This window comes from Methylotenera sp. (assembly GCF_030653755.1).
Lineage (GTDB): Bacteria > Pseudomonadota > Gammaproteobacteria > Burkholderiales > Methylophilaceae > Methylotenera.
In genome coordinates this window covers 37,645-58,868 of sequence record NZ_JAURYU010000054.1, presented here as the reverse complement: position 1 = coordinate 58,868, position 21,224 = coordinate 37,645, and the positions used below count along the sequence as shown (strand labels likewise).

General features: G+C 42.9%; 17 protein-coding genes and 1 pseudogene. 7 read left to right on the top strand and 11 right to left on the bottom strand.

Annotated features, from left to right (window positions below; all coding sequences use genetic code 11):
- The 7 genes and pseudogenes from Q7U33_RS11760 to Q7U33_RS11730 all read right to left on the bottom strand — a co-directional run.
- Positions 1–91: pseudogene (locus Q7U33_RS11760) on the bottom strand (IS1595 family transposase); the annotation flags it as partial.
- A gap of 84 nt (positions 92–175) precedes the next feature.
- Positions 176–511: a P-II family nitrogen regulator gene (locus tag Q7U33_RS11755; RefSeq protein WP_304861199.1), complete on the bottom strand. Its 336-nt coding sequence runs from the start codon at positions 509–511 to the stop codon at positions 176–178.
- Between the two features lie 40 nt (positions 512–551).
- Positions 552–3,653, bottom strand: a complete 3,102-nt coding sequence (locus Q7U33_RS11750) for an efflux RND transporter permease subunit (protein WP_304861197.1) — start codon at positions 3,651–3,653, stop codon at positions 552–554.
- 3 nt (positions 3,654–3,656) lie between these two features.
- Entirely contained in the window at positions 3,657–4,832 is a 1,176-nt protein-coding gene (locus Q7U33_RS11745) for an efflux RND transporter periplasmic adaptor subunit (protein WP_304861195.1), read from the bottom strand.
- Complete coding sequence (locus tag Q7U33_RS11740) at positions 4,832–5,995, bottom strand: TolC family protein (protein WP_304861193.1); 1,164 nt, start codon at positions 5,993–5,995, stop codon at positions 4,832–4,834. Before Q7U33_RS11740 ends, Q7U33_RS11745 begins: the two co-directional genes overlap by 1 nt.
- Before the next feature lie 1,014 nt (positions 5,996–7,009).
- A complete protein-coding gene (locus Q7U33_RS11735; protein WP_304861190.1) occupies positions 7,010–7,705 on the bottom strand; it encodes an SDR family oxidoreductase in 696 nt (231 codons plus the stop codon).
- Between the two features lie 124 nt (positions 7,706–7,829).
- The gene (locus tag Q7U33_RS11730) at positions 7,830–8,735 is read right to left on the bottom strand and encodes a LysR family transcriptional regulator (RefSeq protein ID WP_304861187.1); all 906 of its coding nucleotides are present in this window, start codon (positions 8,733–8,735) and stop codon (positions 7,830–7,832) included.
- A gap of 173 nt (positions 8,736–8,908) precedes the next feature.
- Between Q7U33_RS11730 and Q7U33_RS11725 the strand changes: the two genes are divergently transcribed.
- From Q7U33_RS11725 to Q7U33_RS11715, 3 genes are read left to right on the top strand one after another with little or no spacing between them, the layout of a single operon-like run.
- Positions 8,909–9,367, top strand: a complete 459-nt coding sequence (locus tag Q7U33_RS11725) for a (2Fe-2S)-binding protein (RefSeq protein ID WP_304861184.1) — start codon at positions 8,909–8,911, stop codon at positions 9,365–9,367.
- 10 nt (positions 9,368–9,377) lie between these two features.
- Positions 9,378–11,555, top strand: coding sequence for a xanthine dehydrogenase family protein molybdopterin-binding subunit (locus Q7U33_RS11720; RefSeq protein ID WP_304861182.1), 2,178 nt, complete (start codon positions 9,378–9,380; stop codon positions 11,553–11,555).
- Positions 11,556–11,559: 4 nt separating this feature from the next.
- Complete coding sequence (locus Q7U33_RS11715) at positions 11,560–12,519, top strand: XdhC family protein (protein ID WP_304861180.1); 960 nt, start codon at positions 11,560–11,562, stop codon at positions 12,517–12,519.
- 14 nt (positions 12,520–12,533) lie between these two features.
- Here the strand turns inward: Q7U33_RS11715 and Q7U33_RS11710 are convergent, their stop codons facing one another.
- Entirely contained in the window at positions 12,534–13,115 is a 582-nt protein-coding gene (locus Q7U33_RS11710) for a nucleotidyltransferase family protein (RefSeq protein ID WP_304861177.1), read from the bottom strand.
- A 209-nt stretch (positions 13,116–13,324) separates the two neighbouring features.
- On the opposite strand from Q7U33_RS11710, the gene Q7U33_RS11705 reads away from it, so the two are divergent.
- Positions 13,325–13,549: a hypothetical protein gene (locus tag Q7U33_RS11705; protein WP_304861175.1), complete on the top strand. Its 225-nt coding sequence runs from the start codon at positions 13,325–13,327 to the stop codon at positions 13,547–13,549.
- Between the two features lie 86 nt (positions 13,550–13,635).
- Here Q7U33_RS11705 and Q7U33_RS11700 read toward each other — a convergent pair whose 3' ends face one another.
- Positions 13,636–15,576: a sigma-54-dependent Fis family transcriptional regulator gene (locus Q7U33_RS11700; protein ID WP_304861173.1), complete on the bottom strand. Its 1,941-nt coding sequence runs from the start codon at positions 15,574–15,576 to the stop codon at positions 13,636–13,638.
- Positions 15,577–15,862: 286 nt separating this feature from the next.
- On the opposite strand from Q7U33_RS11700, the gene Q7U33_RS11695 reads away from it, so the two are divergent.
- Both Q7U33_RS11695 and Q7U33_RS11690 read left to right on the top strand, forming a co-directional pair.
- Positions 15,863–17,749, top strand: a complete 1,887-nt coding sequence (locus tag Q7U33_RS11695; RefSeq protein ID WP_304861170.1) for a methanol/ethanol family PQQ-dependent dehydrogenase — start codon at positions 15,863–15,865, stop codon at positions 17,747–17,749.
- Between the two features lie 23 nt (positions 17,750–17,772).
- Positions 17,773–18,099: a c-type cytochrome gene (locus tag Q7U33_RS11690; RefSeq protein WP_304861168.1), complete on the top strand. Its 327-nt coding sequence runs from the start codon at positions 17,773–17,775 to the stop codon at positions 18,097–18,099.
- Between the two features lie 161 nt (positions 18,100–18,260).
- Here Q7U33_RS11690 and Q7U33_RS11685 read toward each other — a convergent pair whose 3' ends face one another.
- Complete coding sequence (locus tag Q7U33_RS11685; RefSeq protein WP_304861166.1) at positions 18,261–20,096, bottom strand: GGDEF domain-containing protein; 1,836 nt, start codon at positions 20,094–20,096, stop codon at positions 18,261–18,263.
- Between the two features lie 220 nt (positions 20,097–20,316).
- Positions 20,317–20,520 carry a cold-shock protein gene (locus tag Q7U33_RS11680; protein ID WP_019897632.1) on the bottom strand — a complete coding sequence of 68 codons (204 nt, stop codon included), beginning with the start codon at positions 20,518–20,520 and terminating at the stop codon, positions 20,317–20,319.
- Positions 20,521–20,888: 368 nt separating this feature from the next.
- Between Q7U33_RS11680 and infA the strand changes: the two genes are divergently transcribed.
- Entirely contained in the window at positions 20,889–21,146 is a 258-nt protein-coding gene (gene infA / locus Q7U33_RS11675; protein WP_304861162.1) for a translation initiation factor IF-1, read from the top strand.
- Positions 21,147–21,224 lie beyond the last annotated feature (78 nt).

The following is a 21,224-nucleotide window of genomic DNA, read 5'->3' as shown; positions in this document are numbered from 1 at the left end:
CAGTAAAATCCAGGGCAAAACAGCGCACAAGCTGCCTGAATTTAGCCTCTGTGATTTTAGAACGGCTGTAGTATCTATTTTTATTAACCATTTCAGGAAGTTATCACACTTTAATTAGTGCTTTGCTTCCTAAGACCCTTGAAAATTTTTAGCGCTACACATTTAATCTAGTCACTTAACATTCAACTACTTTTATTTGCTCAGATAGCCTGATAAAGCGTTCTACAGGAGTCACCCATACGATGCCATCCCCGATTTGCCCAGTATGGCCTACTTCTACAATAATCTGTAAGACGCCTTCGAGTAATTCATCCGGAACAATCATCTCAATATGAATTTTAGGGCTGTAATCAGTGAGTTCTTCTCTGATGCCTTGTGCTGGTTTAGCCACATGGTGGCCACATCCCTCCACTTTGCTAATGGTCATTCCCGGAAAAGCCTTAATATTGCGCAGGGCTGAACGAATTTTTGGCAAGCGATGCGGTTGTATAACCGCTTTAATTTCTTTCATAACAGAAACTCCTTTATCTTTTGCATGATTATCTTGTGCATTATGCTTCGATTCTTGATTCTTCAAACCTGCGGTATAAGGTTGGCACCACGACTAGTGTAAGCAATGTAGAGCTGATTAACCCGCCAATGACTACAATAGCCAAAGGACGTTGAATTTCAGAGCCAGGGCCTGTAGCAAATAGGAATGGCACCAGCGCCAACATGGCTACCGTTGCCGTCATCATCACTGGCCTAAACCTTTGTTGACAGCCTTCCACAATCGCTTCGATCTGACCTCTACCTTCATCACGTAGTGAGCGTATGTAAGATACTAATACTACGCCATTAAGTACGGCAATACCCCATAAAGCAATGAAACCAACGGATGCTGGTACAGAGAGGTACTCCCCAGTAACCAGTAAAGCAAAGATTCCACCAATAGAAGCAAAAGGTAAAATCATGATAATCATCGTTGCGTATCTTACCGAATTAAACAACAAGAACAGCAAGAAGAAGATTGCCGCAATGGTCACCGGAACGATAATCATTAGATGATTTAGTGCGCGCTCCATGTTTTGGAATTGCCCACCGTACTCAAGATAATAACCGTCAGGCAACTTGAGTTGTTTATCTAGCGTTTGCTGTAATTCTGCAACAAACCCGCCCAGATCACGATCTCTTACGTTAATTGCCACTACAATACGGCGTTTGCCTAACTCACGACTGATTTGTGCAGGGCCATCTTTAATTTCAATATTGGCTAGGTCTCGCAATGCAACGCGTGAGCCGTTTGGCGAAGTTACCAGTATATTGCCGATCGCTTCGGTATTGTCCCTGAAACTTTCAGGAAAGCGAACCGCACCAGAAAACCTACGCTCACCTTCATAAATCTCGGTGGCAACCTTACCGCCAATCGCAGTTTCAATGATATCGTGAATATCCGAAGCATTAATACCCTGACGTGCAATCGCCTGTCGGTTGATGGTGATATTCAGGTATTGCTGGCCTGAAACCTTTTCAACACGTAGATCGACCGCACCTGGCACTGTACTGGCTATTCTAGCAATTTCATCAGCCTTGCTTTTGAGTTTAGCCATGTCATCACCAAATACTTTCACTGCCACGTCCGATCTAACACCAGTTAACAACTCATCCACACGATCTGAAATCGGCTGTGCCATGACAATTTGTACGCCAGGTAATCCTGCAGATAATACTTCGGTCATCTTGTCGGCGATATCATCCTGCGTCCAGCCCTCAGGCCATTCGTCCCTTGGCTTCAGGCTGACAATTGGCGTAGATTCGTTCTGTGCTTGCGGGTCAGCTGGGCTTTCACCACGACCGATACCAGACATTGCAGATTTAACGCCCGGTACCTTTTCCATAATCAGCCGCATTGCTTCGTTTTCCATCTTGATAGATTCTTCAAGCGAAATGTTAGGCACACGGTTAATACCCGGAACAATTGAACCTTCTTTCATTTCAGGAATAAAAGAGGTCCCCAGCAACGGCAACACCAATAACGAAATAATGAACACTGATGATGCTGTTGCAATAGTTTTCTTATCATTCGTAAGCGCCCAGTTAAGCAGCTTCAAATATGGGTTTTTAATCGATTGGATTAGCTTAGTGTCCTCACCTGAACCACCCTTAAGAATGTAAGAGCAAAGCACTGGAGATAAGGTTAGTGAAATGACCAGTGATACAAACAAGGCGATTGCAATCGTCATTGCTAACGGTGCAAACATCTTGCCTTCCATTCCTTCTAGTGTCATGAGTGGCAAGAACACTAAAATAATAATGCCTACCCCAAATAATACCGGCGTAGCGACTTCACTCGCGGCCTCCAGCACCACGCGCACCTTACTCTCGTTTTGCCTGTGCCCTAAATGGTGGAAGGCGTTTTCAACCACCACTACCGAACCATCAACCATGAGGCCGATCGCAATTGCCAAGCCGCCTAAGGACATGAGGTTAGCTGAAATTCCGTAATAATTCATCGCCATGAACGTAATTAGCGGCGTTAGTATGAGCGTTGCCACCACAATAATGCTAGAGCGCACATCACCTAAGAATAGGAACAGAATAAAAACCACCAGAATAATGCCTTCGATTAGCACTTTTGTTACCGTAAACAATGCCGCATCTACTAGCTCGCTACGGTCATAGTAAGGCACAATCTGTAAGCCATTTGGCAACATGCCTTTGTCGTTGATTTCTTTTACACGATCTTTAACGCGGCTCACAACTTCTTTGGCGTTACCCGCACGCATCATAATGACAATGCCACCAACTGACTCGGTATAGCCATTTTTCATCACTGCTCCAACGCGCACTTCATGCCCTAGCTTAACTTCAGCGACGTCTCGCATAAACACTGGCACACCATTTTGCTCTTTTAGAACGATATTACGAATGTCATCTAGATTTTCAATCAGACCCACACCGCGAATCAGATACTGTTCTGCAAATTGTGGCAATACGCCACCACCGCTGTTGGCATTGTTCTTAGCAAATGCTGTATAAATATCCTGTAGTTTTAAACCATAATGGTTCATACGGTCTGGGTTAACTTGTGCCTGATATTGCTTAACGTAACCACCTTGCGAGTTGATTTCGGCCACGCCAGGAATACCACGCAGCAGTGGCCTCACCACCCAGTCTTGTATCGCACGGCGTTCGGTGAGATCTTCTACCGTAAGCTCTTTTTCACCATCACTAGGTTTATCCAACGTATATTGATAAACCTCACCAAGACCAGTTGCAACAGGGCCAAGAATTGGCATGACGCCTTCTGGCATTTTTTCCATCACTTCCATCAGCCTTTCCATCACCAGCTGACGCGCAAAATATACATCCGTTTTTTCAGTGAATACCAGCGTAATTAAAGATAGGCCATTACGATTGAGCGAGCGCATTTCTATCAGGCCCGGCAACCCAGTCATACTGATTTCAAGAGGCACGGTAATAAAACGCTCAACTTCTTCTGGTGACTTACCTGTCGCCTGTGTTGCGATCTGCACCTGTACATTGGTGACATCTGGAAAAGCATCCACAGAAAGTCTTTGTAATGCAAATATGCCTGCAATCATCATTGCAACGGCAAACACCATGACAATCAGGCGCTGTTTAAGCGCCCCACGAATTAGAGATTCGATCATGCGTTACTCCAATTCTTTGCGTTTACGTTCATTGTTAACATGGAATGCGCCATCCGCTACTACAATCTCTTCCTTGGACACACCATTCAGGATGGTCACCATTCCTTCATATTCTGGCCCCAATTCAACTTCACGCAGACGGAACTTGTTTGGTGCTAGCTGTACGTAAACATAAGTAGTATCGTTTTCTCTGACAATACTTTGTAATGGCAAGGCTAGTTTTGGTTCTGGCTGCGATTGAATCAGCATTGAAACCAGCATGTCGGGCTTAATTTCACGATCTTCGTTTGCCAGATCAGAGCGCACAGTGACAGTTCTGGTTTCTGGGTTTACTACGTCGCCTTCATAAATTAGCTTAGCTTTATATTGTTTATTACCAAGCGCTGGAATCTCAATCACGACTTCTTCATCGATTTTAATCAGTTCTACCTGTTGTTCAGGTACTTCAGCAACTACCCAGACACGAGAAAGGTCGGCAATGATAAATAACTCTTCTGCTGGCTGTACTACTTGCCCTAGATTAACCTTGCGGCTAATCACTGTGCCTGAGATACGCGATACTACATTGCTATAAGAACGAATTTGCCCTGTCTGCGTCAGTTTGTCGATAGCAGACTCGCTCATGCCCAATACCTGTAGTTGGTCTCGAGCTGCATTTAACTCAGCTTGCGCAGCACTCAACTCTGCTTCTCTGCGTTGCAATTCAGCTGCACCAATAACATCGGCTTCTTGCAGTAATTGAGCACGCTCTACGGCTTTACTTTGCAAGCCAATCTGCTGAGCAGCTTTGATATAAACCAGTTGATTTTGTGCTAACTCAGTACTATTTAGCGTTGCTAGGACTTGCCCATTTTTGACATTTTGGCCTAGGGTGGCTTCAATGTCTTTAATGCGCCCAGTCACTGAGGCACCGATTCTTGCCATGCGCTGTTCATCAACTTGCACTGTTCCTGGAACGCGCAAGGTGCCACGCATTTCTATATTACCCACTGTGTGAAGTTTAATCTGGCTTGCTAATTGGCCTGAGATTTCCACAATATTTGGATCTATTACTTCAGCGACAACTGGCGCTTCTTCTTTTTTTGCATTACAGCCAACTAATAAAGTGCTGGCTATAAACAAAGCAAGAAACAGATTTTTACTTGGTAAAGCATTTGAAAACATAGATATAGCAGACATTAAGATTTAACCTCCAAAAGTTCATAGCCAAGCAAGCGTTCAATTTCCAGCATGGTGTTAATATATTCGTAGCGTGCGGATAAGTAGTCTTTACTGACAACACGTTTGGTACGTTGCGCATCTAAGTAATCAAGTATCCCGCGCTCGCCAAAGCGGTAGGCGGCTTCTGCTACTTTAAGCACTGACTCAGCCTGAGATAGCAGGCCACTCTCAAATGCAACTACTTGTTGCTGTGAAATTAAATAGCGCTGATAGGCAGATTCAATATCGCGATTAATTGCCAACTCACGCTCACTTAACATCGCATTGACTTCTTTTAACTCAGCCGCTGCTTGTGCAATTGGCCCACCGCGCTGATCCCAAACTGGTATTGGGATGAGAACGCCCAGCCTAAACTGGCGTAAATCAGGGTCTTGCTCAACTCCTGCTCTAACAGTTAACCCTGGGTTACGTAATTTTTCTTGTAATCTCAGATTAGCCTCAGAAGTTTTAATCGCTGCACGAATTTGTCTCAACTGCACAGCGTCATTGATCAGAACACGAATGTCTTCAATGTTTGGTAGGCTAGCGCTTAGGGGTAACTCGCCAGTGAGGTTGTAATCCTCTGGCACTACAGCACCAATTAAGCCTCGCAGATAGGCTTTTCCTTCAATCACTCTTACTCTTGCGCTCTGATAGTCTCGCTCAGCCGCTAGTGCTTCAGTATCTGCTTTAATGAGCTCATATTTTGGAGATTCGCCTACATCGACACGTAATTTGACACGCTCACGGATATCCTTAAGCAAATTACGATCTGCTTCAGCAATCTCAAGCACTGCCTGACGTTGTAATACATCATAAAAAGCGCTTTTTACGCGTGCACGAACATCCGTTTTTGTAAGCTCGATGCCAAGTGTTGCTACGTCAACGTTTTTTTCAGCGACTTCTCTTTTAGCATTGCGAACGCTTGGGAAGTCTAAAGGCTGTGACAGTGCCACTCCCCAGTTGCGATTGTTACCCTGACCACCCGGTGTAATGTAGTTTGAAGGACCTGCGCCAATTTCAAATTGAGGGTTAGCATAAGTCGTCGCTGTAATGACCGATGCTGTGGCGGCATCTTCGCGTGCCTTTGAAATGGTAATGGATGGATTTTGTTCGGCAGCAATTTTTACAATTTGTTCCAATGTAAAGCTTTGCGCTGAATGTGTTGTATGACTAAACATAAAACTAGACAATAAAACGATAAGGGAAGTTAAGCGTCTTTTTTTTGAGCTTGTTAATCGCCTACTTGCACTAAAATGATGCATAAACAGTTTCCTGAGTGAAGTTTGAAACTAATTAATCGCTATTAACTAATGACAAAAATTATTAATTTTGATTTTGCGCTGTGCAGCACGCATGCCTATGAGATAAGCATCGTTCTGGGTAGCAACGGCAGAGATTGACAATGCCTGCAAGCCTAATAGTTAAGCTTGCAAGAATTAAGCCACATTTAGATTAAGTGCGCGGAGGTCTTAGGTGAACTAACAGGGTTGGTTCTTGATAGCTTGCGCTGTAGGAGTAGTAAGCAGGGCTCTTTCGAATGATTTGATGATATAAAACGCTAGTAACAGCAATGTTATCAGCAATGTCTCGGTTGCTATCTATATCAAATTGCACCATTGTTACTAGGTCATTGCCTTGTGTATCAAATGCGTTATTATTGAAATGCTGATTAAAAACAGATGCAAAAATTGATATTAATCCTATGATTAACAGCAGTTTTTTGAACATTGTTTGAATCTTGCGCATTAGTGACCAGTTTTATTTTTATTCGAAATTTTTACATGTACGTTTAAACATACTAAGACTTAGCATGCTTTTTAGAAGCCACGTTATTGTAATTTGTGTTTACTTATTTAAATTGGGGATGTAACGAAAATATGATTGTATTGACTAGCTTGTAAATTAAGACGAGTAATTATAGTACATTGTTGTTGTTTTTTAAAAGACACAAGTTTATATCATCATTGCAATTCACGAGCTTAGGTAAGGGGTATCATGGTATCTGACCTTAATATTTGCTTAGTAGAATTGTGACTTATGATTCATTTCGATCAGCGTGCAAAGTAATTATCAGCAGTTAATTGCTATTCATTTGTGATGTTAAACTTTGTATAGGTAAGTACGATCTTGCTTTGATTATTAATGGGCCGACTTTACCATTTGATAAGTTGCCCATCATAGGCAATAAATTGCCCTGTTGTATTTAGGTTTGATTGTTCAATTACCTTGCGTAAGCCAGTAACACTTGTTTTAGTGTCGATTAATGCATTGCTACCGCCCATTTCGGTTTGCACCCAGCCTGGGTGTAAGGTGACGACGGTAATGCCTAACGGTTGTAAGTCTATCGATAAGCTTTTCATCACCATATTAGCTGCGGCTTTTGAGCTTCTGTAAATATAACTACCGCCACTGGTATTATCGTCTAAGCTGCCCATTTTGCTGGAGAGCGTGGCAATCTTTTTCAGTTTACTATTGGCAATGTGAGGTGCAAAAGCCATGGCCATTTTCAACGGCGCCATGCTGTTTACTTTAAATGCATCTAGCCAATCGTTAGTATTGATGTCGTCTGTGCTGCTATCTGGGTAAATGCCAGCATTGTTGATCAGTAGATCTATTTTTAAATCTTTTAGCTGAAGCGCTAAAGCATCAATTTGAGCAAAGTCGGCAACATCCAATGGCAGTATTTGAATGTTTGTATGTGTTTTTGCGAGTGCTTGTAATGAGCTTGCTTGTTCTGGAGCGCGACAGCATGCTACTACTTTCCGGCCGTCACGTGCATATTGACTGACGAACTCTAGGCCAATGCCACGGTTGGCGCCAGTGATAAGTACTTGATAGTTTTCTGACATAAATGACTCCCAGGTGCTAATTGATTTGATATAAGTTACTCAAAAGTGTTTGTTAATCATGTTGCTGTGTTTGAAACTTATTATATTGTTTAATTCAAACTGTTTTTAAAAACGCTGTCTGTGTCTATCCAAACTTAATCTCACTGAGTGTTTTTGCTAAATAATCAAATACGACTCTCACGCGTTCTGCCACAGGGCCTCGCTGTGGACGGTACACATAAATACCCCATGGGGCGGGTGCTTGATCTGCCAATACGGAAACGAGCTGGCCATTTTGGATGTATTTCTTACATATAGCATCAGGAAGCTGACTGTAACCGACACCAGCAAGTACTGCTGCTAGTTCGGCTTCGATGTCATCTGTAATGAAGGCTGGCGCGCTAGGAAAGCAGTCAGGTTCATTCGCAAAAGACCAAGGCCACATTCTGCCTGTATTCTGGTCAATAAGTCCTGTGTATGGCATTCCACATAAATCGTTGACTTGATTAGGAATACCGGTTTTTTCTATCAGCGCAGGCGCGCCTACTATATGAAATTTAATTTCATTCACACGTCTTGCAACATTTCTGTTGTTGCTAAAAAAACCGATACGAACCCCAATATCCATTTGATCAGCCACGACATTATCAATCAGATCGGAGAATCTGAGATCTAGCTGAATGTTCGGGTACTCTTTTGCAAACGCAGTGAGGGCTGGTAGTAAATATTGGCGTCCAAATGTGCTTGGCATCGTTATTTTAACTGAGCCTTCTATCGCTTTTGGCGCATGTGTATGCTGATTCAACTGAAAGAGTGCATCCACTTGCTCAATCACACCTTCACTTTTCAGTGCCATTTGCTTACCAAATTCGGTAATGGTAGTGTTACGTGTGCTTCTATAAAACAGTGGTTCACCAACGCGTTCTTCTAACTCTTTGATGGCGCGAGTGACAGATTGTGGTGAAATGCCTAGTCGGATTGAGGCTTCTTTAAAATTGGCGGATTCTGCTACTGCTTTAAATATACGTAGCATTTCTAATTGATTCTGCATGAATAAGTAATCCATAATTTGGAATTATCAATTCCAAATTATTCCATATAATGATAGTTAACAGTATGAGATAGTGCTATTTTTGCATTCATTGTTATTTAGCATTAAACGATAATTGCCGTATAAGTTTATAAAAATCAATATTAAAACAACAAATTAGAGGGTAAGCCATCATGATTATTTTGAATATCAATGGTAAAGAAGAGAAGCTAGATGTGTCTGATGATATGCCGATACTGTGGGCATTAAGAGATGTCATGCATTTGACTGGTACCAAGTTTGGTTGTGGCATGGCGCAATGTGGTGCCTGTACGGTTCATTTAGATGGGGAGCCAATTCGTTCGTGTGTTACGCCTATCGCTGCTGCAGTTGGTAAAAAAATTACCACGATTGAAGATATTCAAAATGATAAAGTTGGCCAAGCGGTTCAAGCGGCCTGGAGTGAGGTGGATGTGGTGCAGTGTGGATACTGCCAATCCGGCCAAATTATGGCCGCGACAGCTTTGCTGACTAGCAACCAAACACCAACTGATGCCGATATTGATGCAGCCATGAGCGGAAATATCTGCCGTTGTGGTACTTATCCGCGTATCCGTGCAGCGATTCATGCTGCTGCCACTAAATTAGCTTAAGGAGATATTCATGACTGCACCTTTAAATATCTCTAGACGTACTTTCATTAAAGCCTCAGCGTTAGTGGTTGGTGGCCTTGTGATTGCGTTTTCAATTCCTCAAGCTAAACGCTTTTTACTGCCGGGTGCTGCGAAAGAAACTGGCAATGCGGGTGAAGCAACGCTCCCAGCACCCAATGCCTTTTTACGGATTGGCACCGATAATACAATCACTGTGATGCTTGCACATAGCGAGATGGGACAAAGTATTTGGACAACATTGCCCATGTTGATTGCAGAGGAGTTGGATGCCGATTGGAGCAAGATTAGAGTAGAACATGCTTCTGCATCCCCTGCATATCTTCATACTGCTTACGGCATTCAAATCACGGGTGGATCTTCTACCACTTGGTCTGAGTTTGACCGCTATCGTCAAGCTGGCGCGCTGACGCGACAGTTATTAATTGGTGCCGCTGCTGAGCAATTAGGTGTTCCTGCTGCTAATCTTAAAACAGAAAATGGTTTTGTCATTAGCGGCGACTCGAAAATTAGCTATGGCGATCTCGCTGAAGCTGCAGCCAAGTTAGAAACGCCGAAAGCCGTTACGCTAAAAGACCTTAAAGATTGGAAAGTGATCGGCAAGGCGACTAAGCGTCTGGATGGCCCGGAAAAAATAAATGGCACTGCGGTATTTGGGCAGGATGTTCATTTCGATGGCTTGATGACTGCCATGGTGGCGCGTTCACCAGTATTCGGTGGCTCAGTAAAGTCTTTTGATGCAAGTGCTGCCAAGCAAGTCAAAGGTGTTCAGCAGGTGGTGCAAGTGCCTACGGGTGTTGCGGTGGTGGCTGATAATTATTGGGCAGCAAAACAAGGCCGTGAAGCACTGAAGGTCGAATGGGATTTAGGTCCCAACGCAGGCCTTGATTCAAAAGCGATGCTTGAGGACTTTAGAAGCAAAGCGGCTAATCCTGGCTTGGTCGCAGCACAATTGGGTGATAGCAAAGCTACGTTATCTAAAGCTGATAAGTTAATCGAAGCTGAATACGCATTGCCCTATTTAGCACATTCACCGATGGAGCCGCTCAACTGTTCAGTCCGTATTGAGAAAGATGCTTGTGAAATTTGGACAGGCACGCAAATGCAAACAACAGACCAGCAAGCTGCGGCAAAAATATTAGGGTTGACGCCTGAGCAAGTCAAAATACATACGCTTTTCTTAGGTGGTGGTTTTGGGCGACGTGCAAATCCAGCGGCTGACTTTGTGTCAGAGGCGGTGCATGTGGCTAAAGCGGCAGGTGTGCCAGTGAAAACAGTTTGGAGTCGTGAGGATGATGTGCAGGGCGGTTATTATCGCCCAATGTATTTACACAAAGCCAAAATCGGCTTGGATACCAATGGTTTTCCAGCAGCTTGGGAGCAAGTGACGGTAGGTCAGTCAATTATGTTAGGGACGCCATTTGAAGCTTTTATGATTAAAGATGGGGTTGATGCTACCTCAGTAGAGGGCATTGCAGATTCACCGTATTTGAAGGAAATTCCTAACTATCATGTGAGTTTGCATACCGTGAAAACTGGTATTCCTGTGCTTTGGTGGCGTTCAGTTGGCCATAGCCACTCTGCATTTGTGATGGAAAGTTTGATTGATGAGCTTGCACATAGTGCGAAGAAAGACCCATTAGATTACCGTCGTGCGCTTTTGAAAGGTCACCCACGTCATTTAGCGGCACTTAATTTAGCCGCTGAGAAAGCCGAGTGGGGCAAGCCATTGCCTAAAGGTGTTTCTCGCGGCATTGCGGTGCATGAGTCTTTTGGCAGTTTTGTTGCGCAGGTCGCGGAAGTCTCTGTTGATCAAGGCGCAGTGAAAGTGCATCGTATGGTGTGTGCCATTGATTGCGGTCTTGCAGTAAACCCTGATTCTCTAAAAGCACAAATGGAGTCTTCGATTTCTTTTGGCTTAGGGGCTGCCATGCAAAGTGAAATTACCTTTAAAGAAGGTAAGGTTCAGCAGTCTAACTTCCATGATTATCTCGTGATGCGCATGAGCGATATGCCCAAGGTTGAAGTACACATCGTGCAAAGCACTGAAAAAATGGGTGGCGTTGGTGAGCCTGGCTTGCCGCCTGTTGCCCCTGCGGTGACTAATGCAATTTTTGCGGCTACAGGTAAACGTATCCGTCAATTGCCGATTGGCAATCAGCTGGCTTAATCCCTTGAAATCAGCAGACTTAGAAGTATTACACAGAGCGCTTGATTGGCTGAATGATGGGTATCAGGCGCATTTGTTTACCGTAGTAAAGACGTGGGGCTCTGCGCCACGTCTGCCTGGTGCGGTGCTGGTGGTGCGTGAGGATGGGCATTTGATAGGCTCAGTTTCTGGTGGTTGTATTGAAGATGATTTAGCCGACAAAGCGCGCAATCGAACTTTGCCCACGCAACCTACAATCATGGAGTATGGTGTTAGCCGTGAAGATGCACAGCGCTTTAGAATCCCATGCGGCGGGCAATTACAGATATTTGTAGAGCCGTTGAATGTGGTAGCTCAGTTGGAGCCGATTATTCAGAACTTACGTCATCGTAAACTGACCAAACGCTCTGTGAATATAAAGACAGGGGAAATTAAGCTCGCGGAAGTATTGCCTGAAGGTGCGCCAAGAATCGAGGGTAATTGGTTTCATAGCTACTTTGGACCGCAATGGCGCTTATTGATTATCGGTGCTAATCAACTTGGTGCTACGCTAGCAAGTATGGCGCAGGCCTTGGATTTTGATGTGCTGGTATGTGAGCCACGCCAAGAAATTCGAGATGAGTGGCATGTAGAGGGTGCAACCTTGGTATATGGCATGCCTGATGATGTGGTGCTGGATATTGAGCCAGATGCGCATACGGCGATAGTGGCAGTGACACATGACCCTAAGCTAGATGACATGGCCTTGCTAGAGGCGTTAAAGTCAGATGCGTTTTATGTAGGCGCACTTGGCTCACATAAAAATCAGGAAAAGCGCCGTGAACGTTTACGTATGTTTGATTTGAGTGAATCAGAAATTGCAACGATGCGCGGCCCAGTGGGGTTGCGTATTGGTAGCCGTACACCTGCCGAAATTGCTGTTGCCATTCTTGCTGAGTTGATTCAAGTGCGGGCACAACAGACGACGATTGGTTTGGTAAGCTAAGTAAGTTGTGCGGCTTAGCGTTTTAAATCTGCGGGTGTATCAATGTCCGCTAAAATTCCCACATCCTTGCATGGCAGCATATAAACTGCATCTGGATATCGTTTGATAATAGCGCGCGCACCTTCATCACCATGTAGGTTTTCTAGTTCGCTACGATATTGGGTAGCAAAGCCAACAGGGTGGCCACGTTGACCCTCATAGGTAGGGATGACAATCGAATGATTAGCATGGTTTGATAGCTGCTCAGCAACGGCGCTAATCGTAGCAGGTTTAATATATGGCATATCTGCCAGAGCAATCAAAAAACCGTCTTTTGCGGCTTCAAACTTAGATGAGAAACGAATAGCCATCGCTAGGCTATCTGCCATGTCTTGCTTATTCTCTTCACATGCCACAATGTTAAAGCCGATACTGAGTAATAATTCAGCAAGCTGAATATTTTCTGCCCGCACCACTGCAATGCTAGTTGGCATTGCCTCAATGAGATTCTGAGCAGAGGCCACTGCGATTGGGCGACCATCTGGCAAAGCTTGCAATAGCTTGTCAGACGACCCGAATCGACGTGAAAAACCAGCCGCTAGTAATATGCCTATCATTGATATCATCCTTTTCATACTTAGGGCTTAATTGCTTTAATAGATGACGCAGTTAATATAACTAAAAATTACTGTACTAATCTACTACAGCCCCTAAAGTTTATTCTTCTTAGCATGACGTATGTCATGCTGGTATACGGCGGGTGGTAGTATAGTGTTGCTACATAAACAGATTTTACGTTTTTATTAAGGGTGGTTTAAAGATTTATATGGCGATATTAATAAAAAGAATCACAAATATACTCACTATTGTTGCCACGCTGTTGATGGTATTTGGCTTAATTTACGTAGTGGTTAAGGATAAGCCGATTGGTGATTTTATTTCGGAAGTTGCTCTTTGCTATTTAGCCATTTCTGCTTTTAATTATCTCATGTTTGGCGCTGCCACTTTGTGGCATCGGGACATTAAAGCTGTGCACACTGATGCTAAGTGATTTTATCGACAGCGCTTTACTCAATAAGCTTTAATATTTAGTCAATCTTTTAATACAGGCTTTCAGCTTTAACACAGGCTTTAAGTTTAGCTAAGCCCCATCGTTTTTAGTTTGCGATAAAGCGTGTTGCGGCTGATGCCAAGCTTTCGCGCTACCGCGGAAATATTGCCAGACTCAGCCTGCATGGCAAGTTGTATTGCGTGACTTGTTACGTCACCTAAATCTAACAATTTCGATGGAGAGTCATTGATGTTTGCTAGAAGCGGCGTGGATATCTCATCAATAAAATCTTGAGTCAGGTGCAGTGTGCTAATAGGCAACCCATCTGCTAATGCTAATGCCGTCCGTAGGACATTATGTAACTGACGGATATTGCCTGGCCATGAATGCGCTTTGAATATCCCCATGACTTCAGGAGTGATTTCTATGTTGCCAGCTTGCTCGATATGTAGAATGACATCAATCAGTGCCTGCAAATCAGAGCGCTCTCGCAAAGGCGGCAGCGCTACGCTCAAGCCATTAAGGCGGTAATAGAGGTCACTACGGAAAGCGCCGCTATCTACTTTTTCCTTTAGTTTTAAATTAGTGGCACTAATGAGCGAGAAGCTAACAGGAATCGTTTTTGTACTGCCTAAAGGTGTAACGGTACGCTCTTGGAGCACCCTCAGTAACCTTGCTTGTAACGAGAGTGGCATGTCGCCAATTTCATCTAAAAATAAAGTACCGCCGTTCGCTTGCTCAATTTTTCCAGGGCTACCTTTACGCCGCGCACCCGTAAAAGCACCTTCTTCATAGCCAAACAACTCCGCTTCAATTAAGCCTTCTGGTAATGCTGCACAATTCACGGCAATCCATGGGCCTTTGTGCTGCGCGCTCGCTTCATGTATCGCACGTGCGAATAACTCTTTACCAACCCCCGTTTCACCCTGAATCAAAATAGGGATGTCGCGGGACAGTACTTGTTTTATTTGTTGTATAGCACGTGAAATTTTTGAATCACCACTATCTAATAAATCCAGATTAGCAGCACTGGTTCTTTTTACGATAGCAGGAGGTGTTGTGCTAATCCATTGTTTTTTATGCAGCAGTTCTACTTGTACATAAATACGTGCACCATTATTTAACCTTAAGGGCACGATTAGTTTATCTGTGCTCCCAGTCTGCCTTACCAGACTGGTAAATGGAATATCAAATAACTGGTCAAAGTTAACTTGGGGATACGCACGCTCATTTTTTGTATTAGATGCGTTTGTGTTTAAGCTGAGTTGAAATTGACCACTTCTATTGATAGCGACCAGTTGACCACCTTCCGTAAAAATGGCGACGCCTTCCCATAGTGTGCCGATAAACTCTGGGCGAGCATGAAAATGTAGTACCACATCACCTTGGTGGCTTGCTAAAAACAGTCGATTCTCAATCATCTGTGCAGACATTTTTATCAACGCTAGGGTATGTTGCTGTGATGTGTTGGAGTCGTTAGAAACGTCTAATGTGGCAATCAGCTGATTCTCAGCACCAAAAATAGGGACGGCAGAACAGCTTAATGAGTGATGGTATGCCATAAAATGCTCGGCACCTTGTACCGTGAGCGCTGATTGTTCAATTAGCACAGTACCAATCGCATTGGTGCCTCTATGATTTTCATGCCAAGATGCGCCGGCAGACAAAGCAATGCGTTGCTCTTCATTCAGAAAGTGATGCCCGCCAAGGCTATGTAAAATCACACCTTCATCGTCCGTTAATATCACTACGTTACGTGTGTGTGCGATTTGCTCGTTGAGTGTTTCCATCTCAGGTTGCGCAAGCTTAAGCAGTTGCTGATTTTGCTCACGTTTCAGAGCAAGCTCTTGCGCGGTCACAATTTCCAGACTTTGTGGCGAGTTTGTGTCTATACCATTCGCCATGCAGCGCCGCCATGAGCGCTCAATCGCTTCAGCAATTGCCCCTTGTTCTACATTGCCATTGCTCAAAAATTCTTTTCTGGCTTGCAGGATAGCTGGAGTTTTATCTGTTGTGGCATTGCTCATATTGTTGGCTACTTACCTTAAATGATTGAACACCTGTCACGTGACAGATGTTCAATTTTGACACAGTGTTCAAAGTTAAATGCTTTCAGCATGGAAGCAATCTTTATTTCCATGAGATTTTTAGTTTATTGATTTTAAATAATTTTTTTATAAAAATTTATTTAAATGATGGCTTTTTATTGTGTTGGCATGCCCATTGCAATATTAGCACTGTTACCAATGTCGTTTCAATGCATGAAATTAGTAATACGTAACTTAAATAATTTTTATAATTTGGGGATGCAAAATGAATCATCAATTTAAACGTAGACTTGGCTTGAGCATCGCTTTAAGTGCTGGTCTATTTGGCATGTTAAGCACACCAGCTTTTGCTGCAGATGAATTATCAACACTCATGAATGATGATAATCAGTGGGCACATCCACGTAAGGATTTTAGCAATACTGGATATAGCCGTCTAAGCCAAATCAATAAAGGCAATGTGAAAAACATGAAACTTGCCTGGTCATTTGCAACAGGTGTTAATCGTGGTCACGAAGGTGCGCCATTGGTGATCAATGGTGTGATGTATATCCATACCGCGTTTCCTAACAACATCTACGCACTAGATTTAAATAATAATCAAAAAATTCTTTGGTCTTATTTCCCTAAACAAGATCCATCAGTACAAGCTTTACTATGTTGCGATAACGTAAACCGTGGCTTGGGTTATGGTGATGGCAAAATTTTCTTGCAACAAAATGATGGTCTTTTAGTTGCGTTAGATGCTAAAACTGGTAAAAAACTCTGGGATACGCAAGTTACCAATACGAAAGAAGGCGCATCAAATACCAATGCACCACATGTGATTAAAGACAAAGTGATTACTGGCTGTTCAGGTGGTGAGTATGGTGTGCGTTGTTATATCACTGCTTATAACATTAAAGATGGCGCTTTAGTTTGGCGTGCATACAGCACAGGCTCTGACCAAGATGTATTGATTGGTGATGATTTTAATAAAGATAATCCGCACTACAGCGCGTTATCACTTTACCAAGACGTAAACGGCGGTAATAAAATTGGTGGTTCATTTAAAGCCTTACCTAAAGACCAATTGAAATTCCCAGAGAAAGATCTTGGTATTAAAACTTGGCTCAAACCACAAGCAAGAAAAGATGGCTGGCAGAATGGTGGCGGCCCAACTTGGGGTTGGTACTCATATGACACTAAATTGAACTTGATGTACTACGGTACAGGTAACCCAAGCACATGGAACCCAGATGTACGACCTGGCGATAACAAGTGGTCTATGACGATTTTTGCACGTGATGTAGATACAGGCATGGCGAAATGGGGCTATCAAATGACGCCTCATGATGAGTGGGATTACGACGGTATGAATGAAATCATCCTGTGGGATTCTAAAGGCAAAAAACTTGCTAGCCACTTCGACCGTAACGGTTTTGGTTACACTTTTGACCGTACCAATGGATCATTGTTAGTCGCGAATAAAATGCATCCGTTTGTTAACTGGGCATCAAGTGTTGACCTTAAAACTGGTACACCAATAAAAGATCCTAAGTTTTCAACCCACCAAGATTACAACGCACTAGGGATTTGTCCTTCAGCGTTAGGTGTAAAAGATCAGCAACCTGCGGCATTCTCACCAAAAACAGGCATGTTCTACGTACCGCTTAATCATGTTTGCATGACATACGAGCCAGTAGAGTCTAAATACGTTGCTGGGCAGCCATGGGTAGGTTCAACCTTAACCATGTTCCCTGGGCCAGATGGTGTGATGGGTGGCTTTATGGCTTGGGATGGCTTAAAAGGTAAATCAGCTTGGTACAAAAAAGAGCAGTTCTCAGCTTGGGGCGGCGCACTTGTTACCTCTACTAACTTAGTGTTCTACGGCACACTTGATCGCTGGTTTAAAGCGGTTGATGCTAACTCAGGTAAGGAGTTGTGGAAATTCCAAGTAGGTTCTGGCGTCGTTGGTAATGCCATCACTTACGGCCATAAAGGTAAGCAGTACGTAGGTGTATTGTCTGGCATTGGTGGTTGGGCTGGTGTGGCGATGAACCTAGGGTTAACTAATGCTACTGATGGCTTGGGTGCTGCTGGTGGTTATAAAGATCTAGTTAAGTACAACGCTGCACCTGGTGGTGGTGCAATGAACGTATTCAGCCTATAACATTTAGTCATAAGGATACAATTATGTATAAACTATTCAAGAAAACAGTATTGTTAAGCGCTTTGATATTGACTGCACAAGTGGCAAATGCCTCTGAATCAGCAGAAAAGCTTGCGCAAAAAAGTGGGTGTCTTATGTGTCATGGCATACAAAATGCCATTCTTGGGCCAGCCTACAAAGATATTGCCACTAAGTATAAAGGTGATGCATCCGCAGAGGCACGTTTGATAGCTAAAGTGAAGGCAGGTGGTGGTGGAGTTTGGGGTAAAATGCCAATGCCACCGAATAGTCCTCAGGTGAAAGATGATGACATCAAAACGATTGTGAAGTGGATTCTTACACAGGCCTAGCTGTTAAGCATTCCCTCATAAAAGAAAAGGGCTAACCACTAGGTTAGCCCTTTTTTTAAGTCAAAAACAAGCAAACCCCACACTATTTTAGTGTGCCAAGCGCTGGTCTTGGGCTGGTATTAAATGCTAATTAATTAGAGTATTGATAAACCAGTGATAGTTTACTCAGAAATAGCTGTAGGTTGTTCAGCACCAATGACTCGGTTTCTTCCAGATTGCTTAGCTAAATATAATGCCGCATCTGCACGTGGTAAAACACTATCAACAGACTCTCCATGCAAGCGCTCTGCGACCCCTGCACTAAATGTAATGAGTACGCGCTCACTGTTGTGCAAGAAGAAGTTTTTAGTTAAGTCACGTTGCAAGCCTGAAACCACAGTGACAGCATCCTTCTGATTTGAGCCTGGTAGCAAAATAACAAACTCCTCACCACCATAGCGTGCTAGCACATCAGTACTGCGTAAAATGCTCTTAACAACTTTAGATAAGTGGGCGAGTGCTTTATCACCTGTTGAGTGCCCCATGGTGTCATTAATTTTCTTAAAGTGATCAACGTCTAGCATTGCCAGCGATAGTGGCGTGCCGTGCCTGTCAGAGCGCTCAAACTCACGAATGAGTGCTTCATCCATACCACGTCTGTTTAATGCACCAGTTAAGAAATCCTCATGCGCGGCTTCGCTAATATAATCAAGTTTAAGTGTCAGTTCATTGATTTTCTTTTCAGCTTCTTCTGCTTTTTTCTGTGATTCTAAGAGCGTAACGTGATTAGCTTTTGCTTCATTATTCATTTCACCAATATCACCCACTAAGCTTTCCAAAATGGTATTAAGCTCAGAGATGTCTTCTACCGCATTAATTTGATTATGGTATTCCTCAATTTTACTTTGGTAGTTGCCTGTAGAGGTTGTAATGTCTGCCAGACGGCTAACAAATGTGCTGACCATGCTTCTCAGCGTTTCTTTGGCTTCAATCAGACCTGGTTTAATCTGAGACTGCTTGAAAATAAGTTCTTTTAAGCTACTTTCAGCGTTATAAACTGTATCAATTTTAAGTGGTTTTGAAACAATTTCTTTCACAATCATAATTTGTGCGTGTAGCCATTGATCTTCAATGGTTAAATCTGCCATGCTGGCCACTAGCAGTCGCAATATTTCAATCAATGCTTCTTGCATTCTACGTTGTGAATCTGTTTGCATTTCTGCTCGAAGCAGGGTTGACCGTAAAGAGCCGTTAAGTTGGTTAATTTGCTCAAGCGTATGCGCAGCTTCGGCTTCTTTAATTAACTCTTCAACGCGATTCGCAGCACTCGGTGTGTCAGTAAATTTTGGTAAGACAAGAATCCTAATGGTTCTAATCAGTATGTCACGCCAAGCGATAGCTGCTTCTGCGTGATTGACATCATTTTTGTCAGCATGATGATGTATAGACAGTGATGCCTCATCTTTTTTAGATGATTGACCATGATGGATTGGTTTGGAAAGTTCGTTAGGCGATATTTCAATGTTTGCAGTTTTACCTTCTCCCCACGACGTGATGAGTGTCTGAACTTTTTCCGCTAGTTGAGATGAATCGTTTCCAAAATTTGTGATAACACGATTTAGCCCATCTTTTTTAGATGCGGCAGTTAACCCTGTGTGATTTAGGTCTAACTGCTTGAGTAAGTAGCGTAACAATGTGCCCCACTGAATGTCACTTTCGTTTTCAGCATCATTAGATATAAGTGCACGAAGTTGTGTATCTAGATTAACAGCATCATGTTTGTCGATTAGGCTTGAGATTTTTTTTGCAATAGCCGCATATTTGGCGTTGCCTTTGCTCTTCTCTAACAGTACCTTGTTGAGGGTATTGTCCAAAATTGCTTTGGTGCTTGATGAAGCCGTGCCAGCAATTTCATCATAAACTTGTCTGTAGTTCTCGGGAGTCGGAGGTCGTTGGCTTTTAGAAAGCTTAATTAACGTTTGCCGAGCGATTTCAAGTGATGTGAGTTTTTGTTCCATAAGATCCGTGCTGATTAATCCTTTTGGGTGATTGTTACATTTTGTTTAACTTGTAACAAGCCATCATCTTACTCTGGGGTTAATTTGACAACAAATATTTATTTTAACTACTGTAGTTTGGCATTCATGAAACATTGAGTTAGCAAAAAAATTGAGTTAGCAAAAAGTAGACAAAAAAAATGACCCGATAAAGGGTCATTTTAAATGGATTCTTTAAGTACTAAACCTTCTGAATATTAGAAGCTTGTTTACCTTTTGGTCCGTCAGTCACGTCGAAAGATACGCGATCGTTTTCTTTCAAACTTTTGTAGCCGCTATCGTTGATAGCTGAGAAATGTGCGAATAAATCGTCACCGCCTGCGTCAGGAGTAATGAAACCAAAACCTTTAGAGTCATTAAACCATTTTACTAAACCTGTTGCCATATCTTATTCCATACTTTTTAAAAAAGGGAGGCACCCTGAAAGTTCGGGTTTTTAAATACTATCAATCTACGAAAGACCAAAAAATTAAAAATTCAAACGCCTACATTGCTTTTTACGGACTAATTGGGAAGCTGTCAAGCACAATTTGCATTATATTTATAGGGTAATGCTTGATAGTGATAAAAATCAGGCACTTATTTAACTGTTTAGCTTGCTAAATTAAGCGTGTGGCGCTATAGTGCGCGTGCGTTAGGTAGTGCTTTCGTAAATTATTTTTATACTCACTATACCCAATGTTTTACGATTGCATCAACTTTTGATTAGCTTTTTGCTTTAACACGGGTCTTACATGATTTTGGAGCAAAGCAATGGCAAAAGAAGAATTAATTGAAATGAGTGGTGTGGTAATGGAGATATTACCTGATTCACGTTACCGCGTGACCTTAGATAATGGTCACACCTTGGTTGCCTACACGGGTGGTAAGATGAAAAAAAACCACATTCGTATTTTAGCAGGCGATAAAGTGACGCTTGAGCTATCACCGTATGATGTGAATAACGGACGTATCACATTTAGGCATATTGATAGCCACCATACTTATACCCCTAGAAAAAGATCGTATTAAATATAAAACGTATCCCGTAAAAACGTATCTAACGTAACTTAGGTATTAGTCACTTAGGTGTAATTCGTTTGTCATCAC

What these genes read in the sequence shown, in the direction of transcription:
- Q7U33_RS11755 (WP_304861199.1), bottom strand. Translation starts at nt 511, where the DNA reads ATGAAAGAAATTAAAGCGGTTATACAACCGCATCGCTTGCCAAAAATT.
- Q7U33_RS11750 (WP_304861197.1), bottom strand. Translation starts at nt 3,653, where the DNA reads ATGATCGAATCTCTAATTCGTGGGGCGCTTAAACAGCGCCTGATTGTC.
- Q7U33_RS11695 (WP_304861170.1), top strand. Translation starts at nt 15,863, where the DNA reads ATGAATCATCAATTTAAACGTAGACTTGGCTTGAGCATCGCTTTAAGT.
- Q7U33_RS11705 (WP_304861175.1), top strand. Translation starts at nt 13,325, where the DNA reads ATGGCGATATTAATAAAAAGAATCACAAATATACTCACTATTGTTGCC.
- Q7U33_RS11745 (WP_304861195.1), bottom strand. Translation starts at nt 4,832, where the DNA reads ATGTCTGCTATATCTATGTTTTCAAATGCTTTACCAAGTAAAAATCTG.
- Q7U33_RS11710 (WP_304861177.1), bottom strand. Translation starts at nt 13,115, where the DNA reads ATGATAGGCATATTACTAGCGGCTGGTTTTTCACGTCGATTCGGGTCG.
- Q7U33_RS11680 (WP_019897632.1), bottom strand. Translation starts at nt 20,520, where the DNA reads ATGGCAACAGGTTTAGTAAAATGGTTTAATGACTCTAAAGGTTTTGGT.
- Q7U33_RS11725 (WP_304861184.1), top strand. Translation starts at nt 8,909, where the DNA reads ATGATTATTTTGAATATCAATGGTAAAGAAGAGAAGCTAGATGTGTCT.
- Q7U33_RS11720 (WP_304861182.1), top strand. Translation starts at nt 9,378, where the DNA reads ATGACTGCACCTTTAAATATCTCTAGACGTACTTTCATTAAAGCCTCA.
- Q7U33_RS11730 (WP_304861187.1), bottom strand. Translation starts at nt 8,735, where the DNA reads ATGCAGAATCAATTAGAAATGCTACGTATATTTAAAGCAGTAGCAGAA.
- Q7U33_RS11685 (WP_304861166.1), bottom strand. Translation starts at nt 20,096, where the DNA reads ATGGAACAAAAACTCACATCACTTGAAATCGCTCGGCAAACGTTAATT.
- infA (WP_304861162.1), top strand. Translation starts at nt 20,889, where the DNA reads ATGGCAAAAGAAGAATTAATTGAAATGAGTGGTGTGGTAATGGAGATA.
- Q7U33_RS11700 (WP_304861173.1), bottom strand. Translation starts at nt 15,576, where the DNA reads ATGAGCAATGCCACAACAGATAAAACTCCAGCTATCCTGCAAGCCAGA.
- Q7U33_RS11690 (WP_304861168.1), top strand. Translation starts at nt 17,773, where the DNA reads ATGTATAAACTATTCAAGAAAACAGTATTGTTAAGCGCTTTGATATTG.
- Q7U33_RS11735 (WP_304861190.1), bottom strand. Translation starts at nt 7,705, where the DNA reads ATGTCAGAAAACTATCAAGTACTTATCACTGGCGCCAACCGTGGCATT.